We start from the raw sequence: 26027 nt of genomic DNA, 5'->3' as shown, positions 1-26027 counted from the left end.
GAAGGCTACTTCGCGGTGTGCAAGTTGCAGCCGACCGGCACAATTGCGGCATGAGTGAAGCGGAGGGGTCGTCGAAGGGTCTGCCGCGGCGAGCGGCGACACGGACGGCCAAGCTGGCCGCGCTGCCGATGGGATACGCCGGGCGCAAGGCGCTCGGGCTCGGGAAGCGGATCGGGGGCAAGCCGGCCGAGGCAGTGCTGGCCGACGTCCACCAGCGTACCGCCGACCAGCTGTTCCGCACCCTGGGTGAGCTCAAGGGCGGCGCGATGAAGTTCGGGCAGATGCTCTCGATCATGGAGGCGGCGCTGCCGGAGTCGCAGGCGGCCCACTACCGCGCCCAGCTCACCCGGCTCCAGGACTCCGCTCCCCCGATGCCGACCGGGATCGTACGCGGCCTGCTGGCCCGGGATCTCGGACCGGAATGGTCCGACCAGCTGGTCGAGCTGTCCGAGGAGCCCGCGGCCTCCGCCTCGATCGGGCAGGTGCATCGTGGCCGCTGGGCCGACGGGCGTGAGGTCGCGGTGAAGGTGCAGTACCCGGGCGCCGACGAGGCGCTGCGCGCCGACCTGCGCCAGATCGGCCGGGTCGCGGCGATCGGCAACGCCGTCGTGCCGGGGATGGACATCAAGGCGCTGGTGGCCGAGCTGCAGGAGCGGGTCGTCGAGGAGCTCGACTACCCGAAGGAGGCCGAGGCCCAGCGCGTCTTCGCCGAGGCGTACGCGGACCACCCCCTGATCGACGTCCCCGATGTCGTCGCCGTGGGGCCGAGCGTGCTCGTCACCGAGTGGGTGGAGTCGGAGGGGTCGATCGCGAAGGTGATCGCCGAGGGCACCCCCGAGGAGCGCGACCACTACGGCGAGCTCCTCGTCCGGTTCTGGTTCTCCGCACCGGAGCTGACCGGGATGCTCCACGCCGACCCGCACCCGGGCAACTTCCGGGTCCTGAGTGACGGCCGCCTGGCCGTGCTCGACTTCGGCCTCGCCGCTCGGCTCCCGGACCGGGGTTTCCCCGAGCCGATGGGTCGGCTGATCCGGATCGCCTCGACCGGCGACGCCGACGCGCTGGTCGCGGGCCTGCGTCACGAGGGGTTCATCCGGGAGGGCATCAAGGTCGAGCCGCAGCACGTGCTCGACTACCTGGCGCCGTTCGTGACGCCGGCGCTCGAGGAGCGTTTCCGGTTCACCCGCGAGTGGATGCGCGAGGAGTTCAAGCGGATCAACGATCCCAAGGATCCCGCCTACACGGTCGGGCTCAAGCTCAACCTGCCGCCGTCCTACCTCCTCATCCACCGGGTCTGGCTCGGCGGTCTCGGAGTGCTCGCGCAGCTCAACGCGGAGGCCCCGTTCCGCGAGATCCTCGAGGAGCACCTGCCCGGCTTCGCGGGCTGACGGCTCAGGGCAGCACGGTCTGCCCCACCGGACCGGGGTTGTAGGCGATCTCCCAGCGGACGCCGTCGGGGTCGGCGAAGTAGCCGGTGTAGCCGCCCCAGACCCGCTCCTCGGCGGCCGACGCCTCACGCCCGAGCGACCGAGCCAGCTCCAGCACGCCGTCGACCTCCTCGCGCGTGGCGACGTTGTGGGCGAGGGTGAACGGCGCGACGCCGTCGGCGACCGCGATCCTGCCGACCTCCTCCTCGAACTCGGCCCGGTCCCACAGCGAGAGGATGACGTGCTCGCCGACGCGGATCATGAGCACCCCGTCGGCCTCCATCTCCGGGGTCCAGCCGAGGCCGTCGACGTAGAACGAGCGGCTCGCCGCCACGTCGGCGACGGCCACGGTGATGAAGCTGATGCGCTGGTCCATGGCAGTCACACTGCCATGGACCAGCAAGGGTGTCAGGCCTCCTTGGCGCGGCCCGGCTTCTCGCGCAGGACGTCTCGGCGAGCGCGGTACTCGTTCTCGTCGATCTCGCCCGCGGCGTACCTCTCGGCCAACCGTGCCTCACCCGCGCGCCGCGGCCCCTCGGCCACCCGCTTGCGGTTGTAGAGGACGACCGCGGTGATGATCGCCGCGATCACCAGGAACCACAGGATCGGGAAGATAGGCCAGAACGCCGGCGGCCCTCCCCCGTCCTGCCACGGTCCGCCGTCTCGCCACGGACCCCAGTGGTCGTCGGCCACCACCGTGGCCACCGTCTCGTTGATGCTCATCGCTCGTGTCCTATCTGTCGGGCTTGGCTATGCCCTCCAGACTGCTGCGCGCGAGCCGCCGGCACATCGGCTCAGGAGCGGGGGCGGCGTACGCAATCGTGCGTACGCAGGCCCCTACTCGGGCCGGAGCCGGCTGAGCTGACGCCCCTGCTCGTCGAAGTTCGCGGGGTCGAGCCAGCGCTCGTGCGCGTCCTTCACGCCTCGCCACTCCTCCGCCGTCATCGAGAACCAGTCGGTGTCCCGGTTGCGACCCTTGACGACCATGTGGTTGCGGAACCGGCCCTCGTAGCTGAACCCGAGCCGCTCCGCGGCCCGCCGGGACGGCTCGTTGAGCGCGTCGAGCTTCCACTCGAAGCGCCGGTAGCCCAGCGTGTCGAAGGCGTGCCGCATGAGCAGGTGGATCGCCTCGGTCGCCGCCCGGGTGCGGGCCAGGGCGGGGCCGAAGAGCACACCGCCGACCTCGATGCTCCCGTTCCTCGGGTTGATCGCGTGGTAGCCCGCGATGCCGCTCGCCCGGCCGTCCCGCTCCCCCTCCTTCGGGACGAAGGCGAACGGGACCACGTCCTCGGCGTCGACCATGCCTGCCAGATGCATCCACAGGTCCTGCAGCGAGGTGGGCATGGCGATCGGCCGGTAGGTCCACAGGTCGGCATCGTCGGGGCCGCAGACCGCGGTGTAGAGGTCGGAGTACTGCGCCGAGGAGAGCGGCGCGACCCGGACGTAGCGCCCCTCGAGGGTCACCGGGTCCGGCCACGGCCGCGTCTCCCAGCCCTCGACGACGCCACCCACCGGAAAGTCAAACGGTCGGGAGAGATCGGTCACGGCGGTCATTGTCGCCGACCGCCGTGACCGCTGCTCAGGAGACCGCCGCATCCACCGCATCCGCCGCGTCCACCGTGGCGAGCGAGCGCCGGGCGCCGGCGAGGGCGAGCATCCCGATCAGGCATCCCAGCAGGAGCACCCCGGCCAGGACCATCACCGACTCCACCGCGAACCGGTCCGCGAGCGGTCCGAAGACGATCATCGAGACCGGCATCGCCACCGACATCACGATGCCGTAGAAGCCGAACACCCGGCCGCGCATCGAGTCCTCGACCTGCTCCTGCAGGACGGTCGCGGCCGGCACCAGCAGCGTCTGGAAGAGGACGCAGATCACCAGGCCGGCGACCGAGAACACCCAGAAGTCGGTCGAGACGCCCAGCCCGACGACGAGCAGGCCCACGCCGACCGAGGCGGCCACCATCAGCCACACCCGGCGCTTCACCTTCGGCCCGAAGACGGCCATCAGCGCGCCGCCGAGGACCATCCCGACGCTCCAGAACAGCTCGTTGACGCTCAGCATCCACACCTCGTCGCCGAAGCTGCGCGTGATCATCAGCGGTGTGAGGTGCGCCGGCGCCCCGGCCATGAACATGACGACGGCCACGAGGCCCATCACCCACCGCACCGAGGCGTTCCCCTTGACGTACCGGACACCGGCGGCGAGGTCGCCGAAGTAGCTCACCGGCCCCGAGGCGCCCGTCGGGCGAACCGTCCGCGCCACCGGCACCAGAAGCAGCAGGAGTACGCCGACCGCGGCCGTCACCACGTCGATGAAGAAGACCGCGACGATGCCGGTGCTCGCGTAGACCGCGGCAGCGACCGCCGGCGCGAACAGCATCATCCCCGACTGGATCGTCTGCTGGGCTCCGTTGACCCGCATCAGGTGCTCGGCCGGGACGATCTGCGGAAGCATCGCGTTCACCGCCGGCGCCTGCACCCCGGCCAGCGCCGAGCGCACCGCCATCGCGACGAAGATCATCCACAGGTCACCGACCCCGCTGAGCATCAGCAGGGCGAGGACCAGGGTGGCCACCGCGATCGTCGAGTCGGCCCCGATGATCAGCAGCTTGCGCGAGTGCCGGTCGGCCCATACACCGCCGAAGACCGACACCACCGCCTGCGGCAGCATCCCGGCCGCCACGCTCAGGGTCAGCACCGCGGCCGACCCGGTCTCGACGGTGAGGTGCCACATCACCGCGTACGCGACGATCATCGAGCCCAACGACGACACCGTCTGGCCGCCGAGGAAGACCAGCAGATTCCGCTTCCAACGATCCGGCTTCTGATCCGACATCGCAACCACTCCCGCATCCGGTGGGCCGCCGTGCCGGCCCCTCATTCATGCCACGAACGGTCGGCCCCGGTTTCGACAGTCGCGGCGACGGCTATTCGGATACCGGGTCGAAGTCGAAGGCCGGCAGACCGTCGAGACTGGCGAGGTTCTTCCGGCGCCGGTAGTCGGCCGAGCCCTCGACGCCCTTGCGGTCGAAGTAGGCCGGGAGCAGGTCGCGCTCACCGACGTACGACATCAGCGGGACCGCGAAGCCGCAGGAGTCGGAGACCCGCTCGATGTCCACGACGACGACCGCGCGGGCGCCGGGGAGGTCGGTGAAGCGGCCGGCCAGGTCGGCGTACTCCTCGTCGTAGCGGGTCACGACCCGGCCGCGGCCGTGGAAGCGGACGATGTTCGGCGCCCCGTCGAAGGCGCAGAACATGACCGTGATCCGGCCGTTCTCCCGCAGGTGCGCGATCGTCTCGCTGCCGCTCCCGGTGCCGTCGACCCACGCGAAGGTGAGCTCGTCGAGCATCCCGAAGGTGCCCGGGATGCCGCGGGGCGACAGGTTGACGTGACCCTCACCGGAGAGCGGCGCGGTGGCCACGAAGAAGACGACCTGACGCTCGACGAACTCCCGCAGACGACCCTCGACGCGCGCATGAACCTTTCCCATGCGGCCGATGCTGCCAGCACGTACGCCGGGTCCGCCCGCAATATCCAGCGGGCGGACCTCCGGGTCGTTCTGGTTACTCCGGCACGTTGCGGTAGGCGCCGTCGGAGGCCGAGGTGGCCATCGAGGCGTACGCCCGCAGAGCCGCGGAGACCTTCCGGTCGCGGTTGAGCGGGGTGTAGGGCTTCTCGCGCTTCTCCTGGGCCACGCGACGCTCGTCGAGGACGATGTCGTCGACGTCGAGGGAGATCGAGCGGTTCGGGATGTCGATGGAGATCTGGTCGCCGTCCTCGATGAGCGCGATCAGGCCGCCGCCGGCCGCCTCCGGGGAGACGTGGCCGATGGAGAGCCCCGAGGTGCCGCCGGAGAAGCGGCCGTCGGTGATCAGCGCGCACTTCTGACCCAGGCCTCGGCCCTTGAGGAACGAGGTCGGGTAGAGCATCTCCTGCATGCCCGGCCCGCCCTTGGGACCCTCGTAGCGGATCACCACGACGTGGCCGGCCTCGACCTTCTTGGCGAGGATGCCCTCGACCGCGTCGTCCTGGGACTCGAAGACGATCGCGGTGCCGGTGAAGGTGAGGCACTCCTCAGGAACGCCGGCGGTCTTCACGACACAGCCGTCGGGGGCGATGTTGCCCGACAGGATCGCCAGCCCGCCGTCCTCGGAGTAGGCGTGCTCGAAGTCGCGGATGCAGCCCTCGGCGGCGTCGGTGTCGAGGCTGGCCCAGAGGTTGTCGGTGGAGAACGCCTCGGTCGTACGCACCCCGCCCGGCGCGGCGAGGAAGAGGTCGAGCGCCTCCTGGCTGGGGTTCTCGGCGCGGATGTCCCAGGTGCCCAGCCACTCCTCGACGCTCGCGGAGTGGATGGTGTGGACGTCGGTGTTGAGGGCGCCGCCGCGGAGCAGCTCGCCGAGCAGGGCGGGGATGCCGCCGGCCCGGTGGACGTCCTCCATGTGGTACTTCGGGCTGTTGGGGGCCACCTTGCTCAGGCACGGCACCCGGCGCGAGATCGCGTCGATGTCGTGCACGTTGAAGTCGAGCTCGGCCTCGCGGGCCGCGGCGAGCAGGTGGAGCACGGTGTTGGTCGAGCCGCCCATGGCGACGTCGAGCGCGACGGCGTTCTCGAACGCGCTGCGGTTGGCGATGTTCCGCGGCAGGACGGACTCGTCGCCCTCCTCGTAGTAGCGGCGGCACAGCTCGACGATGGTGCGGCCCGCCTCCTCGAACAGCGCACGGCGCTTGGCGTGGGTGGCCAGGGTCGACCCGTTGCCGGGCAGGCTCAGGCCGATGGCCTCGGTGAGGCAGTTCATCGAGTTGGCGGTGAACATGCCGGAACAGGAGCCACAGGTCGGACAGGCGGAGCGCTCGATGACGTCGAGCTGCTCGTCGCTGACCGCCTCGTTGACCGAGAGCACCATCGCGTCGACCAGGTCGAGCTTGTCGTGGACGATCCCCTCGATGGCGGTCGTCTTGCCGGCCTCCATCGGACCACCGGAGACAAAGACGACCGGGATGTTGAGGCGCAGGCTCGCCAGCAGCATGCCGGGGGTGATCTTGTCGCAGTTGGAGATGCACACGATCGCGTCGGCGCGGTGCGCCTCGACCATGTATTCCACCGCGTCCGCGATCAGCTCGCGGCTCGGCAGCGAGTAGAGCATCCCGGCGTGGCCCATCGCGATCCCGTCGTCGACGGCGATCGTGTTGAACTCCTTGGCTACTCCGCCGGCCTCCTGGATCTTCTCGGCGACGATCTTGCCGAGGTCACGGAGGTGGACATGGCCGGGCACGAACTCGGTGAACGAGTTGGCGATCGCGATGATCGGCTTGCCGAAGTCGTCATCAGTCATGCCGGTCGCGCGCCACAGCGCGCGGGCACCCGCCATGTTGCGGCCCGAGGTCGAGGTTGCGGAGCGAAGAGTGGGCATACCACAAAGGCTAGACCCGCCGGCGTATGTCTTCGCACACAGCGCCACGCGGTGGACGCGTGCCGATCGCTCGGGACCGGCACGCGAGCGTCAGCGGAACGCCGGCGCCAAGCGCAGCGGGTGGTCGCCCCAACGACCGACGAGCTCGCGATGCAGCGCCTCCGCCCAGGTCACCAGGGGCTGAGGACCGGACAGGCCGGCGGCGAGTCCGAGGCGAGCGAGGGTCAAGGTACGCCGTCCGGGCATCCGGTCGTCGTCGGCGTTGTGAGCGGCGTCCGTGTCGAGGGATGCCGGAAGGAACCAGCTCACCGAGAGAAGGCACCACAGCAGGGTGGCCGCCTCCAGGTCGGCCTCGAAGGTCGACGGCGGCCCGACGGTGCCGTACGCCGCGTCGAGATAGGCCTGAAGAGCGAGGCTCGAGACACCGTCCGGCACCTGCCACGCACACCAGCACGACGGCCACGGCACGCGCAGATAGGCGGCCTCCCAGGCACGGTGCCGGATCTCCGCGTGCTCGAAGTCGAGCAGCATGAGTCCGTCCGGGCCGAGCAGATTGTTGTCGGGACAGGTGTCGCTGGGTGTCAGCGCCAGATCCGGCCCCGTACGCAGCGGCGTGAGTGCGTCCTGGATCGCGTCGGGGACGGCGTCGTCCCATGGAAGCCCGTTCGTCGCGCAGAGCGTCGCCAGAGCGGATCCGAGACCGTCCATCTGGCTGACGGTGAGGTCGGTGCGTACGCCGCTCGCCAGCGCCTCTCGAAAGACGTCCAACCGGTCGGCCGTGTGCGCCTGCAGCTCGCCGACCGCCCGCGCCCAGGCCAGGATCCGATCGCGGCCGAGAACGGCATCGGTGCCGAGCAGCGCATCGGCGACATCGGGTCCCGGACCGAGGTCCGACATCACGACGACGGCCGGGTCCTCGCGGACCCCGAGCAGCCGCGGCGCACGCACACCGTCCGCCGCCTTCAGTCCCGCGGCCTCCCGCGACCAGGTCTTCTCCTCGGGTTCGAGGTACTCCTTGACGATGGCCGTCCCGGTGCCGGCCCGGACCCGGCGTACGACGCTGCGACGGCTTCCGCCGAGCTCCGCCATCTGCTCGACCCGGTCCACCCCGAGGACCTCGGCCGCCACACGGAGCGCGTCAGTCATGCCGTGACCATATCCGGGCACGCTGCGACCCGGCGTTGTCAGACCTGCGAAATTTCTAGCATCTACATGCTAGATTTAGTTCATGAAGACGATCACGATGACCGAGCTGAACCAGCGGATCTCCGCGGTGACGCGAGCCGTCATCGAGGACGGCGAGTCGTTCCGGGTGACCAACAGAGGTCGCCCGGTGCTTCGCCTCGTGCCCGAGGTCCAGGGCTCGGCCAACCCGGTGGAGGCGCTGGTCGACGCTGGTCTGGCGACTCCTCCGAAACGGCCCCACAGGCCTCTCTCGGGCCGTGCCGCCGTCGCGCTCTCCGGCGACCTCGACGACATCCTCGATGAGGTCAACAGTGACGTCGACCTCTGAGCGGACGTGGTACCTGGACTCGTCCGTCGCGCTCCGTGCCCTGCTCGGGCACAGCCGAGCCGCCGCGGACTGGTACGACGAGCGCTGCGACAACGGCGACGTCTTCATCTCGTCCCGGCTGCTCCACCTCGAGATGACCCGCGTGCTTCGCCGCGATCAGCTCCCTGTCTCCATCGTGGATGACTTCGTCGACGAACTCACGTTGCTCGCCGTCGACGACGTTCTCATCGACGAGGCCAAAGAGATCGAGCACCACATCAAGTCGCTGGACGCGATCCACCTGGCATCGGCGCTGCGTGTCGGGACCGAGAACGTCACCGTCGCCACCCACGACAGCAACATGCGAAAGGTCGCCGAACTCCTCGGGTTCGCGGTCCACGACCCGGTGACCGACTGATCACACCTTCGCGGCCCTCACCACCATCACGTCGGGGATGTCGCGGAGGATCTCGCGCCAGGTCTCGCCGGCGTCGGCGGAGGCCCAGACGGAGCCGTTGCGGGCGCCGAAGTAGACCCCGGCGACGTCGTGGTCGTCGGCACACATCGCGTCGCGCATGACACCGACGTAGAAGTGGTCGGGCAGGCCCTTGTCGAGCGCCTCCCAGTGGTCGCCGGCGTCGCGGGAGCGCCACACGATCGGCTTGGCCTCCGGTGGGTAGCGGGACTCGCCGGCCCCGATCGGGAAGGTGTAGATCGTGTCGGGCTCCTGCGGGTGGACGACCATCGCGAAGCCGAAGTCGGTGGGCAGGCCGTCGGCGATGGACTTCCACGACAGGCCCTCGTCGTCGGAGCGGTAGACGCCGCCGTGGTTCTGCAGGTAGAGCCGCTCGGGGCGCGAGGCGTGGCGGGCGACCTTGTGGACGCACTGCCCGAACTCGGGATACTGCTGCCCCTCGGGCAGGAAGACCGCGATGATGCCGTTGTTGCGTGCCTCCCAGGTCTCCCCGCCGTCGCGGGTCTGGTAGACGCCGCCGGTCGAGATGGCCGCGGTCACCGAGTCGGGGTCGGTGGGGTGCGGCAGGATCGTGTGGAAGGCCTGTCCGCCGAACCCCTCGTTCCACTCGGTGCGGTGCGGGTGGTCCCACAGGCCGCGGACGAGCTCGAAGGAGGCGCCACCGTCACGCGAGCGGAAGATCGCGCCGGGCTCGACACCGGCCCAGATCGTGCCCTCCGGCAGCCCGGGCTGGAGCTGCCAGACCCGCGCCAGGCTGGCGTCGACGTCCTCGGGGAACGACATCGAGGTCTCGGTCCAGGTCTCGCCGCCGTCGGCGGAGGTGCGCACCAGCGCACCCAGCCACAGCGAGGAGCAACCGGCAAGGATCCGCCCGGTCCCGGGCTCGATCATGGCGGAGTAGATCTCCTCCATGTCATGGTGCGGACCGGTGAAGTCCCAGTCCTGCCGGGCGTCGTCAGAGCGCCCTATCCACAGACCCTTACGGGTCCCGACAAGCAGCTGCGTACCCATGTTTCCAGCATCCACCCGGTCGCCGTCTGTGGCCAGGAGATTTCGGCGAAAGAACACCGAGGGAAAACATCCCGAGTCAGCGGTACGGGGCCGTCCGGATTCTTCGGCATGGGCGGGCCAGCCCCTAGCCTGAAGGCATGACCAGACCTGTTGCCTGGGAGACGTTCACCGCGATCCTCTTCGACCTCGACGGCGTGATCACGCCGACCGCGGTCGTGCACATGCGTGCCTGGGAGGAGATGTTCAACGCCTACCTGCAGGAGAAGAGCCCCGGAGCGCCGGCCTACACCGACCAGGACTACTTCGCGTACGTCGACGGCAAGCCGCGCTACGACGGCGTGCGTGACTTCCTCGCCTCCCGTGACATCAAGCTTCCCGAGGGCACCTCGGACGACGCGCCGGAGCTGGAGACCGTCTGCGGCCTCGGCAACCGGAAGAACGTCGCCTTCAACCTGGTGCTCGAGCGCGACGGCGTCGAGGCCTACCCGGGGTCGGTGCGGTTCCTGGACTATCTCGCCACGCTCGACGTCCGGCTCGGTGTGGTGTCGTCGTCGGTCAACGCGCCGACCGTGCTGAAGGCGGCGGGGCTGCTGGACCGGTTCGAGACGGTCGTGTCGGGAGCCGTCGCAGATGAGCAGGGCTTGCCCGGCAAGCCTGCACCGGACACGTTTGTCTACGCCGGTAAGGTCCTCGGAGCCACCCCGAGCGAAGCCGTCGTCCTCGAGGACGCCGTCTCCGGGGTGCGCGCCGGCAAGGCAGGAGATTTCGCGCTCGTCGTCGGGGTGGACCGTGGCGCAGGCCACGACACCCTCACGGCCGCAGGCGCCGGCCTTGTCGTGTCCGACCTCGACGAACTTGTCCCTGACCAACACAGCCCTGCTCAAGGAGCACAGCAGTGAAGACCAACGTCGGCCCGAACCCCATGGACCGGGCCCGTTACCCCATCGACCCGTGGCGGCTGGTGGAGACCAGCTACTCCCCCGACGACCTCGGTCTGACCGAGACGCTCTTCAGCGTCGCCAACGGCTATCTCGGCATGCGCGGCACCCCCGAGGAGGGGCGGCCGACCTTCGCCCACGGCACCTTCATCAACGGGTTCCACGAGACCTGGCCGATCCGCCACGCCGAGAACGCCTACGGCTTCGCCAAGACCGGCCAGACGATCGTCAACGCCCCCGACGCGAAGATCATGAAGATCTACGTCGACGACGAGCCGCTGACCTTCGGCACCTCCGACCTGGAGGAGTACGAGCGGGTGCTCGACTTCCGCGAGGGTGTGCTGCGGCGGCACCTGGTGTGGCGTACGCCTTCGGGCAAGCGGGTCGCGATCAGGTCGACCCGGATGGTGTCGATGACGCAGCGCCACCTCTCGATCCAGACCCTCGAGATCACGATGCTGAGCGGCTCGGCGCCGATCGTGATCTCCTCCCAGCTGCTCAACCGGCAGGACGGCAAGGACGAGTACCACGTGCCGGCGGCGGCGCTCGGCGAGGGCATGGACCCCCGCAAGGCCTCCGCCTTCGACACCCGCGTCCTGCTCCCGCAGATGTCGGTCGCCGACGAGGAACAGATGACCCTCGGCTACCGGTGCGCCAACTCCGGGATGACGATCGCGGTCAGCGCGGCCCACCAGATCGACACCCCGGACCCGGTCGAGACCGTCGTCCGTGCCGAGGACGACCTGGCCAAGACGGTCTTCCGGGTCGACGCCACCGAGGGCAGCACGCTGCGGATGCAGAAGACCGTGGCGTACCACACCTCCCGCGGGGTGCCGGTGCGCGAGCTGGCGGACCGCTGCGGACGTACGCTCGACCGGGCGATCCGGCTGGGTGTCGGCCACTTCGAGCGCGACCAGCGCACCTGGTACGACGAGTTCTGGTCGGCCGCGGACGTCGAGATCTCCGCCGCCGTCGAGGCCGACACCGAGGACATCGCCGCGGCCCAGCAGGCGATCCGGTTCAACCTGTTCTCGCTGGCCCAGGCGACCGCCCGCACCGACGGGCTCGGTGTGCCCGCGAAGGGCGTCACCGGCTCCGGCTACGAGGGGCACTACTTCTGGGACACGGAGTGCTACGTCGTCCCGTTCCTCTGCTACACCCAGCCCGAGGTCGCCCGCAACGTGATGCACGCCCGCTCGGTGATGCTTCCCGCGGCCCGGCAGCGGGCGCTGGAGATGGCCGCGAAGGGCGCGCTGTTCGCGTGGCGCACCATCAACGGCCAGGAGGCCTCGGCCTACTACGCGGCCGGCACCGCGCAGGTGCACATCGACGCCGACATCGCCTTCGCGCTGATGAAGTACGTCTACGCGACCGGCGACACGGGCTACCTGATCCGCGAGGGCGTCGACATCCTGGTCGAGACCGCTCGGATGTGGGCCGACCTCGGCTTCTGGCGCCACAACGGCGAGCCGTCCTTCCACATCCACGGCGTGACCGGGCCGGACGAGTACACCACGGTGGTCAACAACAACCTGTTCACCAACGTGATGGCCCGCTACAACCTGGAGAAGGCCGTCGAGACCATCGAGATGCTCCGGGCGGACTACCCGCGCGAGTACGCGCAGGTCATGGGCCGGCTCGACGTCTCCCCCGACGAGGTCGAGGAGTGGGGTCGCTGCGCTGCCGCGATGCACATCCCCTACGACGAGGGGCTGGGGATCCACCCGCAGGACGACAACTTCCTCGACCGCGAGGTGTGGGACCTTCCCAACACCCCCGACGAGGTACGTCCCCTGCTGCTGCACTACCACCCGCTGGTCATCTACCGGTTCCAGGTGCTCAAGCAGACCGACGTGGTGCTCGCCCTCTTCCAGCAGGGCAACCGGTTCACCCCCGAGGAGAAGCGGGCCGACTTCGAGTACTACGACCCGATCACCACCGGCGACTCGACGCTCTCGGCGGTCGTGCAGTCGATCATGGCGGCCGAGGTCGGCTACCAGGACGACGCGCTGCGCTACTTCTACGACGCCCTCTACGTCGACCTGCACAACATGCACGGCAACACCGTCGACGGGATGCACATCGCCTCCACCGGCGGCGTGTGGGGCGGCCTCGCGTTCGGCTTCGGCGGGATGCGCGACTACGACGGCAGGCTCTCCTTCGACCCGCGTCTGCCGGTCGAGTGGGGCTCGCTGATCTTCCGGGTCCAGTGGCACTCGACCCGGATGCAGGTCGCGGTGACCACCGACCAGATCGTCTTCACCGTCGTGGACACCCCCGGCGAGGAGTTCGACATCCCGGTCAGCGTCCGTGGGGAGGAGTTCGTGGTCTCGAAGGGCTCGCCGGTCGTCGTGCCGCTCGCCGACCAGGGGCCGCGGATCGGCAAGCACCTCGACGAGGAGCCGCACGGCGGCGTACGGCAGGACGGGTCGCGGATCATCGCCACCGTGCCCACGCCGATCCCGCCGGAGATCTACGAGCAGGACCACATCGAGCACCCGATGGTCCCGCACGACTCCCCGCGCGGCTCCGAACGGCTCGCCGAGGAGGCCAACAAGGCCGCCAACCTGTCCAACATCTCGCAGACGGACTCGGCTCAGTAGCCGTCTTTACATGGCCCTAGACTGGCCGGGTGGTGCACGCTTCCTCTCTCCGGGCGAGGCTTGCCCACCCGGTCGTCCTGGTTCTGATCGGCATCGCGTCGGTGCAGGTCGGCGCGACGTTCGCGAAGTCGCTCTTCGACGAGGTCACCCCGACGGCCATGGTCTGGCTGCGGCTGTCGCTCTCCGCGCTGATCCTGCTGGCGATCACCCGGCCCCGGGTCCGCGGCCTGTCGCGACGTGACTGGCTGGTCGTGGTCGCCTTCGGGGCCTCGCTCGGGCTGATGAACTGGGCGATCTACCAGTCCTTCGCCCGGCTGCCGATCGGGATCGCGGTCACCATCGAGTTCATCGGCCCGCTCACGATCGCGCTGGTCACCTCGCGGCGGGCCCGCGACCTGGTCTGGGTGGCGCTGGCGGCGGCCGGGGTCGTGCTGCTCGGCGTCGAACCCGGCCGGATCTCGATCGTGGGCGTGCTGTTCGCGCTGCTCGCGGGCGCCTGCTGGGCTGCGTACATCGTGCTGTCGAAGGCGACCGGTGCGCGCTGGGAGGGCATCGACGGGCTCGCCCTGGCATCGACCGTCGCGGCCGTGGCGCTGACGCCTGCGGCGATGGCGTACGCCGACGGGCTGGGGTCTCCGCACGTGTGGCTGGTCGGGTTGATGGTGGGGCTGATGTCCTCGGTCATCCCCTACTCCCTGGATCTTGTTGCCCTGCGTTCGATCAAGCCGGGGCTCTACGCGATCCTGATGTCGCTGGAGCCGGCGGCCGGTGCGCTGGCCGCGATCCTGGTCCTCCACGAGGGGCTGTCGGTGCTGCAGTGGCTGGCCATCGCCTGTGTCGTGGTCGCCTCAGCAGGGGCGACGCGCACCGGCAAGCCCGAGCATCACGTGCCGGCGGAGTCGACCCCGGCGTGACGTACGTGGCTCGTTGCACGACGTAGTGGGGCGTTTCACACAAGCGACATCGGATCGTCACTGACTCCGAATGTTCGGGTCACTACAGTTTGGTGACAACTCCCCCGCCCTCCGCCCGGTCCCCCGCCTGTCTCTGGAGTTGCTCCGTTGTCGACCATCACCGCCCCCGCGCACACCACCGCCGTAGCCCAGATGGCCGCACTCTTCGCCGCACGCACCGCGGGGCGAATGGTGGGCCCGTTCCTCCGTCCGATCCAGCTGCTGCTCGCCTGGCCGGTGGCCTCTCAGCTCGTCGCCCGGCACAACGCCAAGGCCGCCGAGGAGGCGCTCCTGCTGCGGCGAGCCGAGCGTGAAGACGTCCAGCACTATCTCCAGCTGCTGGCATCGGAGAGAATGACCGCATGACGGTTCCCCGGGCGATGGCCGAGTCGACGGTCGCGTTCCGTGACGTGCTCTCCGACGACGGCACCCTGATCCGTGCCTGGACCAACGATCCCGAGGGCGAGATCGACGGGCCGACGGTGCTGCTGTGCAACGGCCTCGGCACCAGCCCGTGGAACTGGCCGGCGCTGCTGCACACCTCGTGCGGCGTACGCGTCGTGTCCTGGCAGCACCGCGGCACCTCCGGCTCTGCCCGACCGAAGGACCTCGAGCAGACGACATCGCGGCACTTCGCCGAGGACGCGCTGTCAGTGATGGACGCCTTCGCGCTCTCGCGACCGGTGGTGATGGGCTGGTCGATCGGCGTCAACACCGCGTTCGAGCTGGCGGCGGACCACCCCGAGCGGGTCTCCGGCATCTTCGGTGTCGCCGGGGTGCCCGGCGACACCTTCAAGTCCATGCTGGGGCCGCTGCCGCTGCCCGCCCCGGCGGCCGCGATCATGACGCGCACCGCCGCGAAGGTGCTGCGCCGCACCGGCTCCCTGATCACCCCAGTGGCGACCCGCCTCGAGCTCGGTCCCCGCGCGATCGAGATGTTCTCGAAGGCCGGCCTGATCGGCAAGGTCCCCGACCCCGAGCTGGCCGCGGCCGCCCTGGCCGAGTTCCTGACCACGCCGGTCGAGTGGTACTTCCACCTCGCGCTGCGCACCTCCCAGCGTCGCTCGGTCTCGCCGCGCCGGATCAAGGTGCCGGTCGTGCTGGTCGCAGGCACCCGGGACCTCATCGCCGGGGCGCGCCACATGTCCCGGGTCGCCGCCGATCTCAAGAACGGCACCTTCGTCGAGCTGGACGGCACCCACTTCGTGCAGATGGAGCAGCCCGACCGCGTCCACCAGCTGCTGCTCGGCTTCCTCGCCCGCGTCGCCGAGCACCAGCGCGTCTGACCAGCGCCGAGACGTCACGCCGGTCGGCCGACGGGAGCGACTACTCGACCGACCGGAGTGACGCCTCGGCGGGGGTGATCATGGCTCGGCGGGCGGCTCGGCGCAGAGTGGCGAGGACGGCGGGCCCGAGGAGGGCGATCGCGACGGCGGTGGTGATCGCGCGCACGGTGTCCCAGCTGCTGGTCGAGGTGACCAGGGTGTAGCGCAGGAACGTCGCCAGGTTCTCGGCGAGCGCGGCCCCGGGCTCGTAGGACAGGTTGCCGCTCGCGCCGGGCACCGTGACCCCGGTCAGCAGCGGCCAACCCTGCAGGTTGAGGAGGAGCCCGTAGGCGTAGGAGGCGAGGATGCCGTACGCCGCCAACAATGCGACCTCCGTGCGGCCGCTCGCCCGTGGCAGGAGCCCGGCTCCCATCGCGACCCAGGCGGCGCCGAGCATCTGGTAGGGCAGCCACGGCCCGACGCCGGCGGTGACGAGCGCGGCGACGAACAGGCTCGTACAGCCGAGCACGAAGCCGAAGGCGGGCCCGAAGACGCGGCCACCGAGGATGAGCATGAAGAAGACCAGCTCCACCCCGCCGGTGCCGGAGGAGATGGCGCGCAGGACGGCCTCGATCGCGCTGAGCACGCCGAGGATCGCGATCATGCGGGTGTCGATCCCGCCCGCCGCGAGCTCGCTGAGCAGCACCACCAGCATCAGCGGCAGCAGCGCGAGGAAGATGAACGGCGGCTGCACCCGCTCGTAGCCGTGGAGCAGCAGCGGCCAGGCGAACATCATCAGCCCGGCCACGGAGATGATCACGAGCAGGAGCGCCGTGCGGGGCGAGAACCTGATCATCGCTCCCTCACCGCGTCGACGACCTCGCGCACGTTCAGCCAGCCCGGGCCGAAGACCTTGCTCACCTGAGGCGCGAAGGCGGGCGACTCGGCGGTGACGCTGCGTACGTCGCCGGCGGAGACGACCTCGCCGTCGGCGAGCACCACGACGTCGTCGGCGGCCTCGGCGACGAACTCGACGTCGTGGGTCGCGACCAGGATCGCCTTGCCGGCGTCGGCGAGCTCGCGAAGGATCTCGGACAGGGCGTGCTTGGCGGCGTAGTCGAGGCCGCGGGTGGGCTCGTCGAGGAGCACGACCGGCGGGTCGGCGCTCAGGATCAGCGCCAGCGCCAGGGCGAGGCGCTGACCTTCGGAGAGGTCACGCGGGTGCTGATCGTCGGGGATGCCCGGGACGAGGCTGTCCAGGATCTCCCTGGTCCGCGGGCCGCCGGCGTCGCACTCCTCGGCCACGGTCTCCAGGTAGAGCAGGTCCGCCGCGGTCTGCGGCAGCAGCCCGACCAGGGTGCGCCGTGCGTCGGGGTCGAGGGTCGCCGGATCCTTGCCGCCGACGTCCACCGACCCGGTCAGGCGCTTCTGGGTGCCCTGCAGCGTCCACAGCAGCGTCGACTTGCCCGAGCCGTTGCGCCCCATCAGCGCCGTCACCCGCCCCGCGGGCAGCTCGATCGAGACGTCGTGCAGGACCGGCGTACGTCCTCGGGTGACGGTGAGGCCGGAACTGGACAGGCCCGAACCCGACTGGCACAGCGTGGACTTGTCGGCTGTTTCAGTGCCCGTCAAGCCGAGGGATACCCGGTCGACCGGGTATCCCACAACCCTCGCCCGCCGCCTAGCATCCCGCACCGTGAGCGGCAGCGGCGACCAGCCGAGCTCACGCCCGAGCTCGACGAGCGGCGGCACGACGGGCGAGTCCGCGAGGATGTCGGCGGGGTCGCCGACCGCCACGGAGCCGTCGCCGACGAGGAGGGCGATGCGGTCGGCGAACGGCACGACCCGCTCGAGGCGGTGCTCGGCGAGGACGACGGAGGTGCCGAGGTCGTGGACCAGCCGGGTGATGGTGGCGAGCACGTCCTCGGCGGCAGTGGGGTCGAGGGCGGAGGTGGGCTCGTCGAGCACGACGACCCGCGGGTGGGTGGTGAGCACCGAGCCGATCGCGACGCGCTGCTGCTGCCCACCCGAGAGCGTACGCAGCGACCGCTGCCGCAGCTCGGCGATGCCGAGCAGGTCGAGGGTCTCCTCGACGCGGCGCCGCATGGTCGCGGGCGGGAGGCCGAGCTGCTCCATCCCGTAGGCGAGCTCCTCCTCGACCGTGTCGGTGACGAAGCCGGCCACCGGGTCCTGCCCGACGTAGCCGATGATCCCGGCGCGCTCGCGCGGCGGCGTACGGATGATCGAGGCCCCGTCCAGCAGCAGGTCACCCTCGAGCGCGCCGCCGGAGAAGCGGGGCACCAGGCCCGCGATGACCCCCAGGAGGGTCGACTTCCCGGAGCCGGTCGGGCCGGAGACGAGCAGCAGCTCGCCCTCCTCGACGGTGAGGTCGACGTCCTTGAGCACGTGCTCGGAGGAGTCGGGCGGGGTGAACGTGATCCCTCGCAGCTCGATCATGCGGCGGTCTCCTCCTCGACGAGTGATGCCGGAACCGGCGCGGCGACGGCCGGGAGCAGCCCGACGAGCACGCCTGCCATCGCGGTCAGGGTGACCCCGGGCGCGGCGCTCACGCCGGGGAAGGCCACCGGGACCTGTGACCGGGCGACCCACCAGCCCGCGGTCGCGACGACGATCCCGCTCAGCCCCACCACGACCTCCGGCCAGCGCCACCGGTCCGGCCGGTAGACGGTCCGGGAAACCCGGCGACCGGCCAACCTCAGCCCGATGGCCGCGGCCCCGACGCCGAGCACCAGCATGCTGGTCGCCAGCCAGCCCGGCGTGGTCCCGTCCAGCACCGCGTAGACACCGGCACAGAGCCCGACGAGCGAGACCAGCATGAGCACCGAGGTGACCCGCCTGGTGGCGACGGGGACCCCGGCCGTACGTCCGTAGCCACGCGTGTCCATGCCGGCCGCGAGCGCCATCGACCGCTCCAGCGCGTCCTCGAGCACCGGGACCAGGAAGCGGCGCAGCCGCTTGACCCTCCCGGTCGCCCCTGCCCGCAGCCGCTGCGCGGCACGGACCCGCTGCACCGACTCGGCCAGCTGGGGCAGCACGGTCACCGCGACCACGACCGCGGTGCCGATCTCGTAGAGCGCCGGCGGCAGCGACCGCAGCAGTCGCTTCGGGTTGGCCAGCGCGTTGGCCGCACCGACGCAGATCACGATCACGCCGAGCCGCATGCCGTCGTAGAGGCCGGCCAGCAGCGCCTCGCGGGTGAGCGGCCCGAGCAGCCGGATCCCCAGCACCCATTCGGGAAGCGGGATCTCGGGCAGGTAGATGAGCACGTGACCCGGCACGGCGCCCAGGAGCACCCGGAAGAGCACCCGGGTCGCCACGATGAACAGGGCGAGGCCGACGTAGAGCCGGAACGCCTTCGCCCACGGTTGCTCCCCGCGGCGGGCCGCGACCACGACCGAGACCACCCCCACCAGCAGCAGGAGCAGCAGCAGGTTGGTGGTGAAGGAGGCGTACGCAGCCAGGCCGATCGCCCACACCCACCACGCGACGGGGTGCAGATCCCGGGGCAGGCGCGCGACCGCGGCTGTGCGGATCAGCGTGCTCATCGCCGACGCCACCACACGACACCGGCGACGGAGAAGAGGGCGAGGATCCCGGCGGGAGCGACCCAGACAGGCAGCTGCCGGGGCTCGGAGGGTGAGTTCTCCGGAGATAACTCCGGCGACGGGCTTGAGGGCGCCCCCACAGCATCCCCAAGCTCCGTCGCCGGAGCGGTAACGACATCGTCGTCTATCCACGTGAACGCAACACCCTGCCCGGAGGTCACGCTGATTTCGGTAACATTTCTGGAGGCATAGCTCCAGGCCCCGGATTCGTCGGTGACCCACAGCGACCAGTAGGCGTCGGCGGGCGGCATCTGGGCGCAGCCGGCGTTCTTCGGCCGGCCGTCGACGCGGCAGACGACGCTGGGCATCGAGGTCACGTAGGTGAGCGGATGTCCTGCCTTCTCGAAGAGGTCGGCGCCGGTGTCGCCCTCCTCGGGCCGGACGCAGGTGACCTCGGGGTCGCCGCCCAGCGCGTTGGGCTCGACGACGACGGTGACGCCGTCACACGCCTCGTCAGACCGCGAGACGGCGGCCGACGCGGAGGCGGGGGTGACGACGAGTGCGGTGGCCCCGGCGAGGGTCGCCAGGGCCACGCGAGCGGACCGCAGGATCAGCACGAGCTCTTCGCGGTCGCGTCCTTGGGCAGGTAGACCAGCGACGGCAGCGCCTGGGCGGCCGCGAGGCGGTACATCCCCTCGGACTCCTTGGTCAGCCCCTTGGTGTTGCCCTCGGTCAGGGCGGCGTCGTCGTAGGCCACCGCGCCGACGTCGTCGCCGCAGGTCACGACGTGCTCGGCGACCCAGGACGCCGCCTTCTCGGCGGCGTCGGTCTCCCCGGCGCGCCCGAACGCCCACCCGGCCAGGCCGGTGGTGTTGGAGTTGGCGATGTTGCCGGTGGCGGCCTTGAAGGACCCGTCCTCGGCCTGGGTCTCCTTCAGCCACTCGACGCCTGCCTCGACCGCCTTCTCGGCCTCGGGAGAGGCCACCGAGGACAGCGCGATCAGCGCGAACGCAGTGGCGTCGGCGTCCGGCGCGGCCTTCGGGTCGGCGTCGCAGGTCTGGTCGGCGGCCGCGGGGTCGGCGGTGAACGTGACCCGGAACCAGCCCTCCTCGCACTGCTGCCCGGCCAGGAACTCCGCGGCGGCCGTGGCCTCCTTGCTCTCCGCGTTGCTCAGCGCCCACACGGCGTACGACTGGCCGATGGTGTTGGAGTAGTCGGCCGCCTTCTTGTTCTTGGGGTCGAGCTCGTCGGCGATGCGGCCGTTCTCGGCGACGGTGCCCTCGAGCTGCTTCAGCAGACCGGGGTCGGAGGCGTCGACGTTCTGCTGGAGGACGAGCGCCTTGGCCGTGGCCCCGGCCGAGGTGACCGTGCCGAACCCCGGCGAGGTGTAGGCCTTCTTGTTCTTCATCACGGCCGCGACGATCGTGGCGATCTCCTCGTCGTAGCCGCCGACCTCGGCCAGCGCGATCCCGATGTCGGCGCTGAGGCCGAAGTCGTCGGTGCCGTACTGCGCGTTGTGGGCCACACCCTTCGGGGCCTGGGCGACGAGCCAGTCGGCCACCGAGGTGGACACCTTCGCGTCGTAGGCGGGCTTCTCCCCCTCCTCGACGGCCTTCTCGCCGCAGCCGGCGAGCGAGGTGAGGGCGAGGGCGGCGGCGATGCCACCGAGGACGGTCTTCTTCATGGTTCCTTCCGCGCTGTTCGTCGGGAAGGCCCAGGGCCGACCCGCTGCTTTCCACGACAGCGTCAGGTCAGTACGCGTCCGTCGGCAGGTGCTCCGGCTCGCTCAGGACCCTCGATGTCCTGGGCCTACGGTTGCGGGTCAGCGCCGGGATTCGACCGGCTTCCCCCACCACGGCGTGTGTTGATTGAGGCTCTGCTTTGATGCGGGGCAATCCTATGCCGCGCACGCCCTGCTTGCGGGATCGCCGTCGAGCAGTCACTCTGTCCCCATGCGCCACCGGATTCTCGGCCTTGTCGCAACCTCGATCTCGGCCACCCTTCTCGCTCTCTGCCCGACCACGACGGCTCTCGCGGCACCGGATCGGACCTCGGTCACGTACGACGACCTCGTCGCCATGTTCGGCGACAAGGTCGGGAACAAGAAGACCGTCGAGACCGGGCTGCCGACGCTCAACCGCGCCATGGACGACGCTCGGATCACGACCCCCTACCGGCAGGCGGCCTACCTGGCCACGCTCGCCAACGAGAGCTCCTTCCACCACGACGCCAAGGGCCCCCGCGACAAGCGGAAGTACGCCGGCCGCGGCTACATCCAGCTGACCGGCGAGGCCAACTACACCGACGCCGGCGCCTACTTCGGGATCGACCTGCGCCGCCGCCCCGAGCTGGCTCGGTCGCTGGACCACAGCGCGCCGATCTCGCGGTGGTACTGGACCGTCGCCCGCGACATCAACCCGCTCGCCGACGACCTCGAGATGGGCAAGGTCAACGCGGCGATCGGCTATCCCCACAACAAGGAGGAGGACGCCGAGCGCTGCCGCGACTTCAAGGCCGCGCTGAAGCACCTCAACGGCTCGGTGCCCAAGGGGATCGACTGCACCCGCCCGAAGCCGAAGAAGGCAGACGACCAGGACCGCACCGCGGACGCCTCCTAGCAGTACGACGTCGTACAGACATACGTCACGCCGCCGCGTTGATCTCGTGGGTCGCTCGCTGACGCTCGCTCACTTCTTGATGCGCTTGTCGCTGACCGCGATCGCCGAGGTGCCCTCGTCCTTGAGCTCGAAGAGGTCGATCGCCTTGATGAGCTTGGTCCAGGTGGCGTAGCCGTAGTTGCGGGGATCCTCGGAGGACTGGTTGCGGATGCGCGAGACGACCGTGCCGACCAGGGCCCAGCCGTCGTCGTCGGCGGCCGCGGCGATGGAGTTGCGCAGCAGCTGGATCAACCGGGCGTTGCGCTTCAGCACCTGCCCCGTGGTCGCCGAGGAGGACGGCTTGCGGGCGGGGGTGGCGCCGGCCTCGGCGTCGGCGTCGGTCTCCTCCTCGGAGCCGCCGAGCTTCTCCACCACGGTGAACCGGGTGCAGGCGCTCTTGAACGGCGCCGGCGTCTTCTCCCGGCCGTAGCCGTAGACCGCGCGTCCCTTCTCCCGCAGATAGTGCACCAGCGGGGTGAAGTCGGAGTCGGAGGAGACCAGCGCGAACGCGTCCGGGATCGCCGCATGCAGCAGCTCGACGGCGTCGATGGCGAGCGCCATGTCGGAGGCGTTCTTGTGGGCGGTCAGGTCGAACTGCTGCATCGGCCGGATCGCGGCGTCGTGCAGCTCCTCGATCCACCCCTTCAGCTCGGGCTTGGTCCAGTTCCCGTAGGCCCGGCGGATCGTCACCTCGCCGTACTCGGCCAGGTCGTTGAGGATCGCGTCGATCTTGGCCGCGGGGGCGTTGTCGGCGTCGATGAGCAGGGCGATGCGGAAGGGCTCGGTCACCGGATCAGTGTGGCAGGAAGAGGAATGTGTTGGTCTCGACACGCCTTCGCCTAGCGGCTCCGGCGGCTCGACCAGCGCACGCTGGTCGAGCCGGGAGGCCGGCTGCGGCCGAGCGTGTCGAGACCAACACAGTCGCTACATCAGGCGAGCTTCTCCAGGATCAGCTCGCGGACGCGCTTGGCGTCGGCCTTGCCGCCGGTCGCCTTCATGACCGCACCGATGAGGGCACCGGCCGCGGCCTGGTTGCCGCCTCGGATCTTCTCGGCGACAGCGGGCTGGGCGTCGATCGCCTCGTCGACGGCTGCGCCGAGCGCACCGTCGTCGGAGACCACGGCGAGGCCGCGGGCGTCGACGATCTCGGCGACCGTGCCCTCACCGGCCAGCAGGCCCTCGAAGACCTGGCGGGCGAGCTTGTCGGTCAGCGAGCCGCCGTCGACCAGCTTCTGCACCTCGGCGACCTGGGCGGGGGTGACCCCGACCTCGGCCAGCTCGACGCCGCGGTCGTTGGCGGCCCGGGAGAGCTCGGCCATCCACCACTTGCGCGCGGCCTGGGCGGAAGCCCCCTCGGCGACGGTCGACTCGATCAGCGTCAGTGCACCGGCGGCCCAGACGTCACGCATCTCCAGGTCGGAGTAGCCCCACTCGGCCTGCAGCCGCGCGCGCTTGTCGGCTGGCGGCTCGGGCAGCGTGCCGCGCAGCTCCTCGACCCACTCACGGCTCGGCGCGACCGGGACGAGATCCGGCTCGGGGAAGTAGCGGTAGTCGTCGGCGTCCGACTTCGGCCGCCCGGCCGAGGTGGTGCCGGTGTCCTCGTGGAAGTGGCGGGTCTCCTGGAAGATCGCCTCCCCCGCGTCGAGGATCCCGGCGTGGCGCGACATCTCGAAACGTACGGCCCGCTCGACCGAGCGCAGCGAGTTCACGTTCTTCGTCTCGGTGCGGGTGCCGAGCTTGTCGGAGCCCTTCGGGGACAGCGACAGGTTGACGTCGCAGCGCATCGAGCCCTGGTCCATGCGTACGTCGGAGACACCCAGACCGAGCAGGATCTCGCGCAGCGCGGCGACGTAGGCCTTGGCCACGAGCGGCGCCTTGGCGCCGGTGCCGAGGATCGGGCGGGTGACGATCTCGATCAGCGGGATGCCGGCGCGGTTGTAGTCGACCAGCGAGTAGTCGGCGCCGTGGATGCGGCCGGTGGCGCCACCGATGTGGGTGGTCTTGCCGGTGTCCTCCTCCATGTGGGCGCGCTCGATCTCGATGCGGAAGGTCTCCCCCTCGACCTCGACGTCGAGGTAGCCGTCGTAGACGATCGGCTCGTCATACTGCGAGGTCTGGAAGTTCTTCGGCATGTCCGGGTAGAAGTAGTTCTTCCGGGCGAACCGGCACCACTCCGCGATCGACCCGTTGAGCGCGAGCCCGATCCGGATCGCCGACTCCACGGCCTTGGCGTTCACGACCGGCATCGAGCCGGGCAGGCCGAGGCAGGTCGGGCAGACCTGGGAGTTGGGCTCGCCGCCGAAGGTCGCCGGGCAGCCGCAGAACATCTTGGTGTTGGTGTTGAGCTCGACGTGCACCTCGAGCCCGAAGGCCGGGTCGTAGCGCTCCAGCACCTCGTCGAACGGGACGAGAGTCTCCGTCATCGGGCCACCTCCAGCTTGTCGATCGAGAGCACCGGGCCGATGGCGCCCTCGAGCGCGGCACCGACGCGGTAGAGACGGGCGTCCTCCAGGACCGGCGCCAGGAACTGTACGCCGACGGGAAGCCCGTCCACGTCGGAGACCCCGGCCGGGACGGAGATGCCGGGCGTGCCGGCCAGGTTGGCCGGGATGGTGGCCAGGTCCTGCATGTACATCGCGAGCGGGTCGTCGAGCTTCGCGCCCAGCGGGAACGCCGTCGACGGGGACGTCGGCGAGACCAGTACGTCGACCTGCTCGAAGGCCTTCTTGAAGTCCTCGATGATCAGCGTGCGGATCTTCTGCGCCTGGCCGTAGTAGGCGTCGTAGTAGCCGCTGCTCAGCGCGTAGGTGCCGAGGATGATGCGGCGCTTGACCTCGTCGCCGAACCCGGCGTCGCGGCTGGCCTTCATCACGTCCTCGGCGCTGGGGTCGCCGTCGGGGGTGACCCGCAGGCCGTAGCGCATCGCGTCGAACTTGGCCAGGTTGGAGGAGCACTCCGCCGGCAGGATCAGGTAGTAGGCCGCCATCGCGTGCTTGAAGCTCGGGGTGGAGACCTCGACGACGTCGGCACCCAGCTTGGTGAGGATGTCGACCGACTCGTTGAACTTGGCCATCACGTCGGGCGCCCAGCCCTCGCCGGCCAGCTCCTTGATGACGCCGACCTTGACGCCCTTCAGGTCGCCGGTCGCGCCCGCGCGGGCCGCGTCGACGAGTCCGGTCACCGGGGTCGTGGTCGAGGTGGAGTCGAGCGGGTCGTGACCGCCGATGAGCTCGTGAAGGAGCGCCGAGTCGAGGACGGTGCGGGTCACCGGGCCGACCTGGTCCAGCGAGTTGGCCAGGGCGACCAGGCCGTAGCGGGAGACCGAGCCGTAGGTCGGCTTCACGCCGACGGTGCCGGTGACGGCACCCGGCTGGCGGATCGAGCCACCGGTGTCGGTGCCGAGCGCCAGCGGCGCCTCGAAGGCGGCGACGGCCGCGGCCGAGCCACCACCGGAGCCGCCGGGGATCCGGTCGAGCTTCCACGGGTTCTTCGTCGGGCCGTAGGCCGAGTGCTCGGTGGAGGAGCCCATCGCGAACTCGTCCATGTTGGTCTTGCCCAGGATCGGCAGACCGGCGGCCTTGATCTTCTTGACCACGGTCGCGTCGTAGGGCGGGATCCAGCCCTCGAGGATCTTGGAGCCGCAGGTCGTCGGCAGACCCGTGGTGGTCAGCACGTCCTTGACCGCGATCGGTACGCCGTCGAGAGCATGCAGCGCGTCGCCGTTGGCCCGGCGCGCGTCGGAGGCGGCGGCCTGGGACAGGGCACCCTCGGCGTCGATGTGCAGGAAGGCGTGGACGTCGCCGTCGACCGCGGCGATGCGGTCGAGGTGGGCCTGGGTCAGCTCGACCGAGGTCGTCTCGCCCGCGGCCAGGGCATCGGCCAACTGCGCGGCCGTCTTCAGGATCAGGTCGCTCACTGCTCGTCCCCCAGGATCCTCGGCACGGCGAAGCGCTGCTCCTCGACGCTCGGCGCACCGGAGAGCGCCTGCTCCGGCGTCAGGCCGGGCACGACGACGTCCTCACGGAAGACGTTGGTCAGCGGAAGCGGGTGGGAGGTGGCAGGCACGTCGTCGCCGGCAAGCCCCTGGATCGAGGCGACGGACTCGAGGATCACCTGCAGCTGCGGGGCAAGGTGATCGAGCTCGGCGTCGCTGAGGTCGATGCGGGCGAGGTCGGCCAGGTGCGCGACCTCGTCGCGGGTGATTTCTGGCATGCCGCACATCCTA

The 26027-nt window shown here is 70.2% G+C and carries 26 protein-coding genes and 1 riboswitch; of the genes, 9 read left to right on the top strand and 17 right to left on the bottom strand.

Annotated elements, in window-relative coordinates; genetic code table 11:
* Window positions 1–50 precede the first annotated feature (50 nt).
* Entirely contained in the window at window positions 51–1388 is a 1338-nt protein-coding gene (locus ACWZJV_RS22885; RefSeq protein ID WP_008358422.1) for an ABC1 kinase family protein, read from the top strand.
* Between the two features lie 4 nt (window positions 1389–1392).
* Here ACWZJV_RS22885 and ACWZJV_RS22880 read toward each other — a convergent pair whose 3' ends face one another.
* The 7 genes from ACWZJV_RS22880 to ACWZJV_RS22850 form a co-directional block, all read right to left on the bottom strand.
* Window positions 1393–1803, bottom strand: coding sequence for a VOC family protein (locus tag ACWZJV_RS22880; protein WP_457178901.1), 411 nt, complete (start codon window positions 1801–1803; stop codon window positions 1393–1395).
* Window positions 1804–1835: 32 nt separating this feature from the next.
* Entirely contained in the window at window positions 1836–2150 is a 315-nt protein-coding gene (locus tag ACWZJV_RS22875) for an SHOCT domain-containing protein (RefSeq protein ID WP_008358426.1), read from the bottom strand.
* Between the two features lie 114 nt (window positions 2151–2264).
* The gene (locus tag ACWZJV_RS22870) at window positions 2265–2981 is read right to left on the bottom strand and encodes a GNAT family N-acetyltransferase (protein ID WP_457178899.1); all 717 of its coding nucleotides are present in this window, start codon (window positions 2979–2981) and stop codon (window positions 2265–2267) included.
* A gap of 25 nt (window positions 2982–3006) precedes the next feature.
* On the bottom strand, window positions 3007–4266 hold the full coding sequence (locus ACWZJV_RS22865; protein ID WP_457178897.1) for an MFS transporter: 1260 nt from the start codon (window positions 4264–4266) through the stop codon (window positions 3007–3009).
* A 91-nt stretch (window positions 4267–4357) separates the two neighbouring features.
* The gene (locus ACWZJV_RS22860) at window positions 4358–4921 is read right to left on the bottom strand and encodes a pyridoxamine 5'-phosphate oxidase family protein (protein ID WP_457178895.1); all 564 of its coding nucleotides are present in this window, start codon (window positions 4919–4921) and stop codon (window positions 4358–4360) included.
* 73 nt (window positions 4922–4994) lie between these two features.
* The gene (gene ilvD / locus ACWZJV_RS22855) at window positions 4995–6842 is read right to left on the bottom strand and encodes a dihydroxy-acid dehydratase (protein ID WP_457178893.1); all 1848 of its coding nucleotides are present in this window, start codon (window positions 6840–6842) and stop codon (window positions 4995–4997) included.
* A 90-nt stretch (window positions 6843–6932) separates the two neighbouring features.
* A complete protein-coding gene (locus ACWZJV_RS22850; RefSeq protein WP_457178892.1) occupies window positions 6933–7988 on the bottom strand; it encodes a hypothetical protein in 1056 nt (351 codons plus the stop codon).
* Between the two features lie 82 nt (window positions 7989–8070).
* On the opposite strand from ACWZJV_RS22850, the gene ACWZJV_RS22845 reads away from it, so the two are divergent.
* A complete protein-coding gene (locus ACWZJV_RS22845; RefSeq protein ID WP_457178890.1) occupies window positions 8071–8355 on the top strand; it encodes a type II toxin-antitoxin system Phd/YefM family antitoxin in 285 nt (94 codons plus the stop codon).
* On the top strand, window positions 8339–8752 hold the full coding sequence (locus ACWZJV_RS22840) for a type II toxin-antitoxin system VapC family toxin (RefSeq protein WP_457178888.1): 414 nt from the start codon (window positions 8339–8341) through the stop codon (window positions 8750–8752). The genes ACWZJV_RS22845 and ACWZJV_RS22840 overlap by 17 nt, the downstream gene beginning before the upstream one ends.
* Here ACWZJV_RS22840 and ACWZJV_RS22835 read toward each other — a convergent pair whose 3' ends face one another.
* Complete coding sequence (locus ACWZJV_RS22835) at window positions 8753–9820, bottom strand: WD40/YVTN/BNR-like repeat-containing protein (protein ID WP_008358439.1); 1068 nt, start codon at window positions 9818–9820, stop codon at window positions 8753–8755.
* Window positions 9821–9957: 137 nt separating this feature from the next.
* Between ACWZJV_RS22835 and ACWZJV_RS22830 the strand changes: the two genes are divergently transcribed.
* The 5 genes from ACWZJV_RS22830 to ACWZJV_RS22810 all read left to right on the top strand — a co-directional run bounded on the left by ACWZJV_RS22830 (window position 9958) and on the right by ACWZJV_RS22810 (window position 15600).
* Window positions 9958–10719 carry an HAD family hydrolase gene (locus ACWZJV_RS22830; RefSeq protein WP_457178885.1) on the top strand — a complete coding sequence of 254 codons (762 nt, stop codon included), beginning with the start codon at window positions 9958–9960 and terminating at the stop codon, window positions 10717–10719.
* A 23-nt stretch (window positions 10720–10742) separates the two neighbouring features.
* Window positions 10743–13361, top strand: a complete 2619-nt coding sequence (locus ACWZJV_RS22825; protein ID WP_457181981.1) for a glycoside hydrolase family 65 protein — start codon at window positions 10743–10745, stop codon at window positions 13359–13361.
* 32 nt (window positions 13362–13393) lie between these two features.
* Window positions 13394–14275, top strand: coding sequence for an EamA family transporter (locus ACWZJV_RS22820; RefSeq protein WP_457178883.1), 882 nt, complete (start codon window positions 13394–13396; stop codon window positions 14273–14275).
* 147 nt (window positions 14276–14422) lie between these two features.
* Window positions 14423–14680, top strand: a complete 258-nt coding sequence (locus tag ACWZJV_RS22815; RefSeq protein ID WP_008358445.1) for a hypothetical protein — start codon at window positions 14423–14425, stop codon at window positions 14678–14680.
* Window positions 14677–15600 carry an alpha/beta fold hydrolase gene (locus ACWZJV_RS22810; RefSeq protein ID WP_457178881.1) on the top strand — a complete coding sequence of 308 codons (924 nt, stop codon included), beginning with the start codon at window positions 14677–14679 and terminating at the stop codon, window positions 15598–15600. Before ACWZJV_RS22815 ends, ACWZJV_RS22810 begins: the two co-directional genes overlap by 4 nt.
* Window positions 15601–15640: 40 nt before the next feature.
* Here ACWZJV_RS22810 and ACWZJV_RS22805 read toward each other — a convergent pair whose 3' ends face one another.
* Genes ACWZJV_RS22805 through ACWZJV_RS22785 form a run of 5 tightly spaced genes read right to left on the bottom strand, consistent with a single transcriptional unit; the run spans window position 15641 to window position 20829 of the window.
* Window positions 15641–16435 carry an ECF transporter S component gene (locus ACWZJV_RS22805; protein WP_457178879.1) on the bottom strand — a complete coding sequence of 265 codons (795 nt, stop codon included), beginning with the start codon at window positions 16433–16435 and terminating at the stop codon, window positions 15641–15643.
* A complete protein-coding gene (locus ACWZJV_RS22800; protein ID WP_457178877.1) occupies window positions 16432–18036 on the bottom strand; it encodes an ABC transporter ATP-binding protein in 1605 nt (534 codons plus the stop codon). Before ACWZJV_RS22800 ends, ACWZJV_RS22805 begins: the two co-directional genes overlap by 4 nt.
* Window positions 18033–19145, bottom strand: coding sequence for a CbiQ family ECF transporter T component (locus ACWZJV_RS22795; RefSeq protein WP_457178875.1), 1113 nt, complete (start codon window positions 19143–19145; stop codon window positions 18033–18035). The genes ACWZJV_RS22800 and ACWZJV_RS22795 overlap by 4 nt, the downstream gene beginning before the upstream one ends.
* Complete coding sequence (locus tag ACWZJV_RS22790; protein WP_457178873.1) at window positions 19142–19762, bottom strand: hypothetical protein; 621 nt, start codon at window positions 19760–19762, stop codon at window positions 19142–19144. Before ACWZJV_RS22790 ends, ACWZJV_RS22795 begins: the two co-directional genes overlap by 4 nt.
* Window positions 19756–20829 carry a prenyltransferase/squalene oxidase repeat-containing protein gene (locus tag ACWZJV_RS22785; RefSeq protein ID WP_457178871.1) on the bottom strand — a complete coding sequence of 358 codons (1074 nt, stop codon included), beginning with the start codon at window positions 20827–20829 and terminating at the stop codon, window positions 19756–19758. The genes ACWZJV_RS22790 and ACWZJV_RS22785 overlap by 7 nt, the downstream gene beginning before the upstream one ends.
* Window positions 20830–20895: 66 nt before the next feature.
* Window positions 20896–21017: riboswitch (cobalamin riboswitch) on the bottom strand.
* An 80-nt stretch (window positions 21018–21097) separates the two neighbouring features.
* Between ACWZJV_RS22785 and ACWZJV_RS22780 the strand changes: the two genes are divergently transcribed.
* Window positions 21098–21763, top strand: a complete 666-nt coding sequence (locus tag ACWZJV_RS22780) for a glycoside hydrolase family 19 protein (RefSeq protein ID WP_457178869.1) — start codon at window positions 21098–21100, stop codon at window positions 21761–21763.
* Window positions 21764–21832: 69 nt separating this feature from the next.
* On the opposite strand, the gene ACWZJV_RS22775 is transcribed toward ACWZJV_RS22780, so the two are convergent.
* The 4 genes from ACWZJV_RS22775 to gatC all read right to left on the bottom strand — a co-directional run bounded on the left by ACWZJV_RS22775 (window position 21833) and on the right by gatC (window position 26014).
* Window positions 21833–22591 carry an NYN domain-containing protein gene (locus ACWZJV_RS22775; protein ID WP_008358458.1) on the bottom strand — a complete coding sequence of 253 codons (759 nt, stop codon included), beginning with the start codon at window positions 22589–22591 and terminating at the stop codon, window positions 21833–21835.
* A gap of 140 nt (window positions 22592–22731) precedes the next feature.
* A complete protein-coding gene (gene gatB, locus ACWZJV_RS22770; RefSeq protein WP_457178867.1) occupies window positions 22732–24225 on the bottom strand; it encodes an Asp-tRNA(Asn)/Glu-tRNA(Gln) amidotransferase subunit GatB in 1494 nt (497 codons plus the stop codon).
* Window positions 24222–25718, bottom strand: coding sequence for an Asp-tRNA(Asn)/Glu-tRNA(Gln) amidotransferase subunit GatA (gene gatA / locus ACWZJV_RS22765; RefSeq protein WP_457178865.1), 1497 nt, complete (start codon window positions 25716–25718; stop codon window positions 24222–24224). Before gatA ends, gatB begins: the two co-directional genes overlap by 4 nt.
* The gene (gatC, locus tag ACWZJV_RS22760; protein ID WP_008358461.1) at window positions 25715–26014 is read right to left on the bottom strand and encodes an Asp-tRNA(Asn)/Glu-tRNA(Gln) amidotransferase subunit GatC; all 300 of its coding nucleotides are present in this window, start codon (window positions 26012–26014) and stop codon (window positions 25715–25717) included. Before gatC ends, gatA begins: the two co-directional genes overlap by 4 nt.
* Window positions 26015–26027: the final 13 nt, after the last annotated feature.

This window comes from Nocardioides sp. WG-D5, assembly GCF_054031175.1.
Note: the sequence above shows the minus strand (reverse complement) of the source record. Positions and strands in the feature narration are given on the sequence as shown.

Coding starts and splice junctions, on each gene's coding strand:
- ACWZJV_RS22885 (WP_008358422.1), top strand. CDS start 51: ATGAGTGAAGCGGAGGGGTCGTCGAAGGGTCTGCCGCGGCGAGCGGCG.
- ACWZJV_RS22880 (WP_457178901.1), bottom strand. CDS start 1,803: ATGGACCAGCGCATCAGCTTCATCACCGTGGCCGTCGCCGACGTGGCG.
- ACWZJV_RS22875 (WP_008358426.1), bottom strand. CDS start 2,150: ATGAGCATCAACGAGACGGTGGCCACGGTGGTGGCCGACGACCACTGG.
- ACWZJV_RS22870 (WP_457178899.1), bottom strand. CDS start 2,981: ATGACCGCCGTGACCGATCTCTCCCGACCGTTTGACTTTCCGGTGGGT.
- ACWZJV_RS22865 (WP_457178897.1), bottom strand. CDS start 4,266: ATGTCGGATCAGAAGCCGGATCGTTGGAAGCGGAATCTGCTGGTCTTC.
- ACWZJV_RS22860 (WP_457178895.1), bottom strand. CDS start 4,921: ATGGGAAAGGTTCATGCGCGCGTCGAGGGTCGTCTGCGGGAGTTCGTC.
- ilvD (WP_457178893.1), bottom strand. CDS start 6,842: ATGCCCACTCTTCGCTCCGCAACCTCGACCTCGGGCCGCAACATGGCG.
- ACWZJV_RS22850 (WP_457178892.1), bottom strand. CDS start 7,988: ATGACTGACGCGCTCCGTGTGGCGGCCGAGGTCCTCGGGGTGGACCGG.
- ACWZJV_RS22845 (WP_457178890.1), top strand. CDS start 8,071: ATGAAGACGATCACGATGACCGAGCTGAACCAGCGGATCTCCGCGGTG.
- ACWZJV_RS22835 (WP_008358439.1), bottom strand. CDS start 9,820: ATGGGTACGCAGCTGCTTGTCGGGACCCGTAAGGGTCTGTGGATAGGG.
- ACWZJV_RS22830 (WP_457178885.1), top strand. CDS start 9,958: ATGACCAGACCTGTTGCCTGGGAGACGTTCACCGCGATCCTCTTCGAC.
- ACWZJV_RS22825 (WP_457181981.1), top strand. CDS start 10,743: ATGGACCGGGCCCGTTACCCCATCGACCCGTGGCGGCTGGTGGAGACC.
- ACWZJV_RS22810 (WP_457178881.1), top strand. CDS start 14,677: ATGACGGTTCCCCGGGCGATGGCCGAGTCGACGGTCGCGTTCCGTGAC.
- ACWZJV_RS22805 (WP_457178879.1), bottom strand. CDS start 16,435: ATGATCAGGTTCTCGCCCCGCACGGCGCTCCTGCTCGTGATCATCTCC.
- ACWZJV_RS22800 (WP_457178877.1), bottom strand. CDS start 18,036: ATGATCGAGCTGCGAGGGATCACGTTCACCCCGCCCGACTCCTCCGAG.
- ACWZJV_RS22795 (WP_457178875.1), bottom strand. CDS start 19,145: ATGAGCACGCTGATCCGCACAGCCGCGGTCGCGCGCCTGCCCCGGGAT.
- ACWZJV_RS22785 (WP_457178871.1), bottom strand. CDS start 20,829: ATGAAGAAGACCGTCCTCGGTGGCATCGCCGCCGCCCTCGCCCTCACC.
- ACWZJV_RS22780 (WP_457178869.1), top strand. CDS start 21,098: ATGCGCCACCGGATTCTCGGCCTTGTCGCAACCTCGATCTCGGCCACC.
- gatB (WP_457178867.1), bottom strand. CDS start 24,225: ATGACGGAGACTCTCGTCCCGTTCGACGAGGTGCTGGAGCGCTACGAC.
- gatC (WP_008358461.1), bottom strand. CDS start 26,014: ATGCCAGAAATCACCCGCGACGAGGTCGCGCACCTGGCCGACCTCGCC.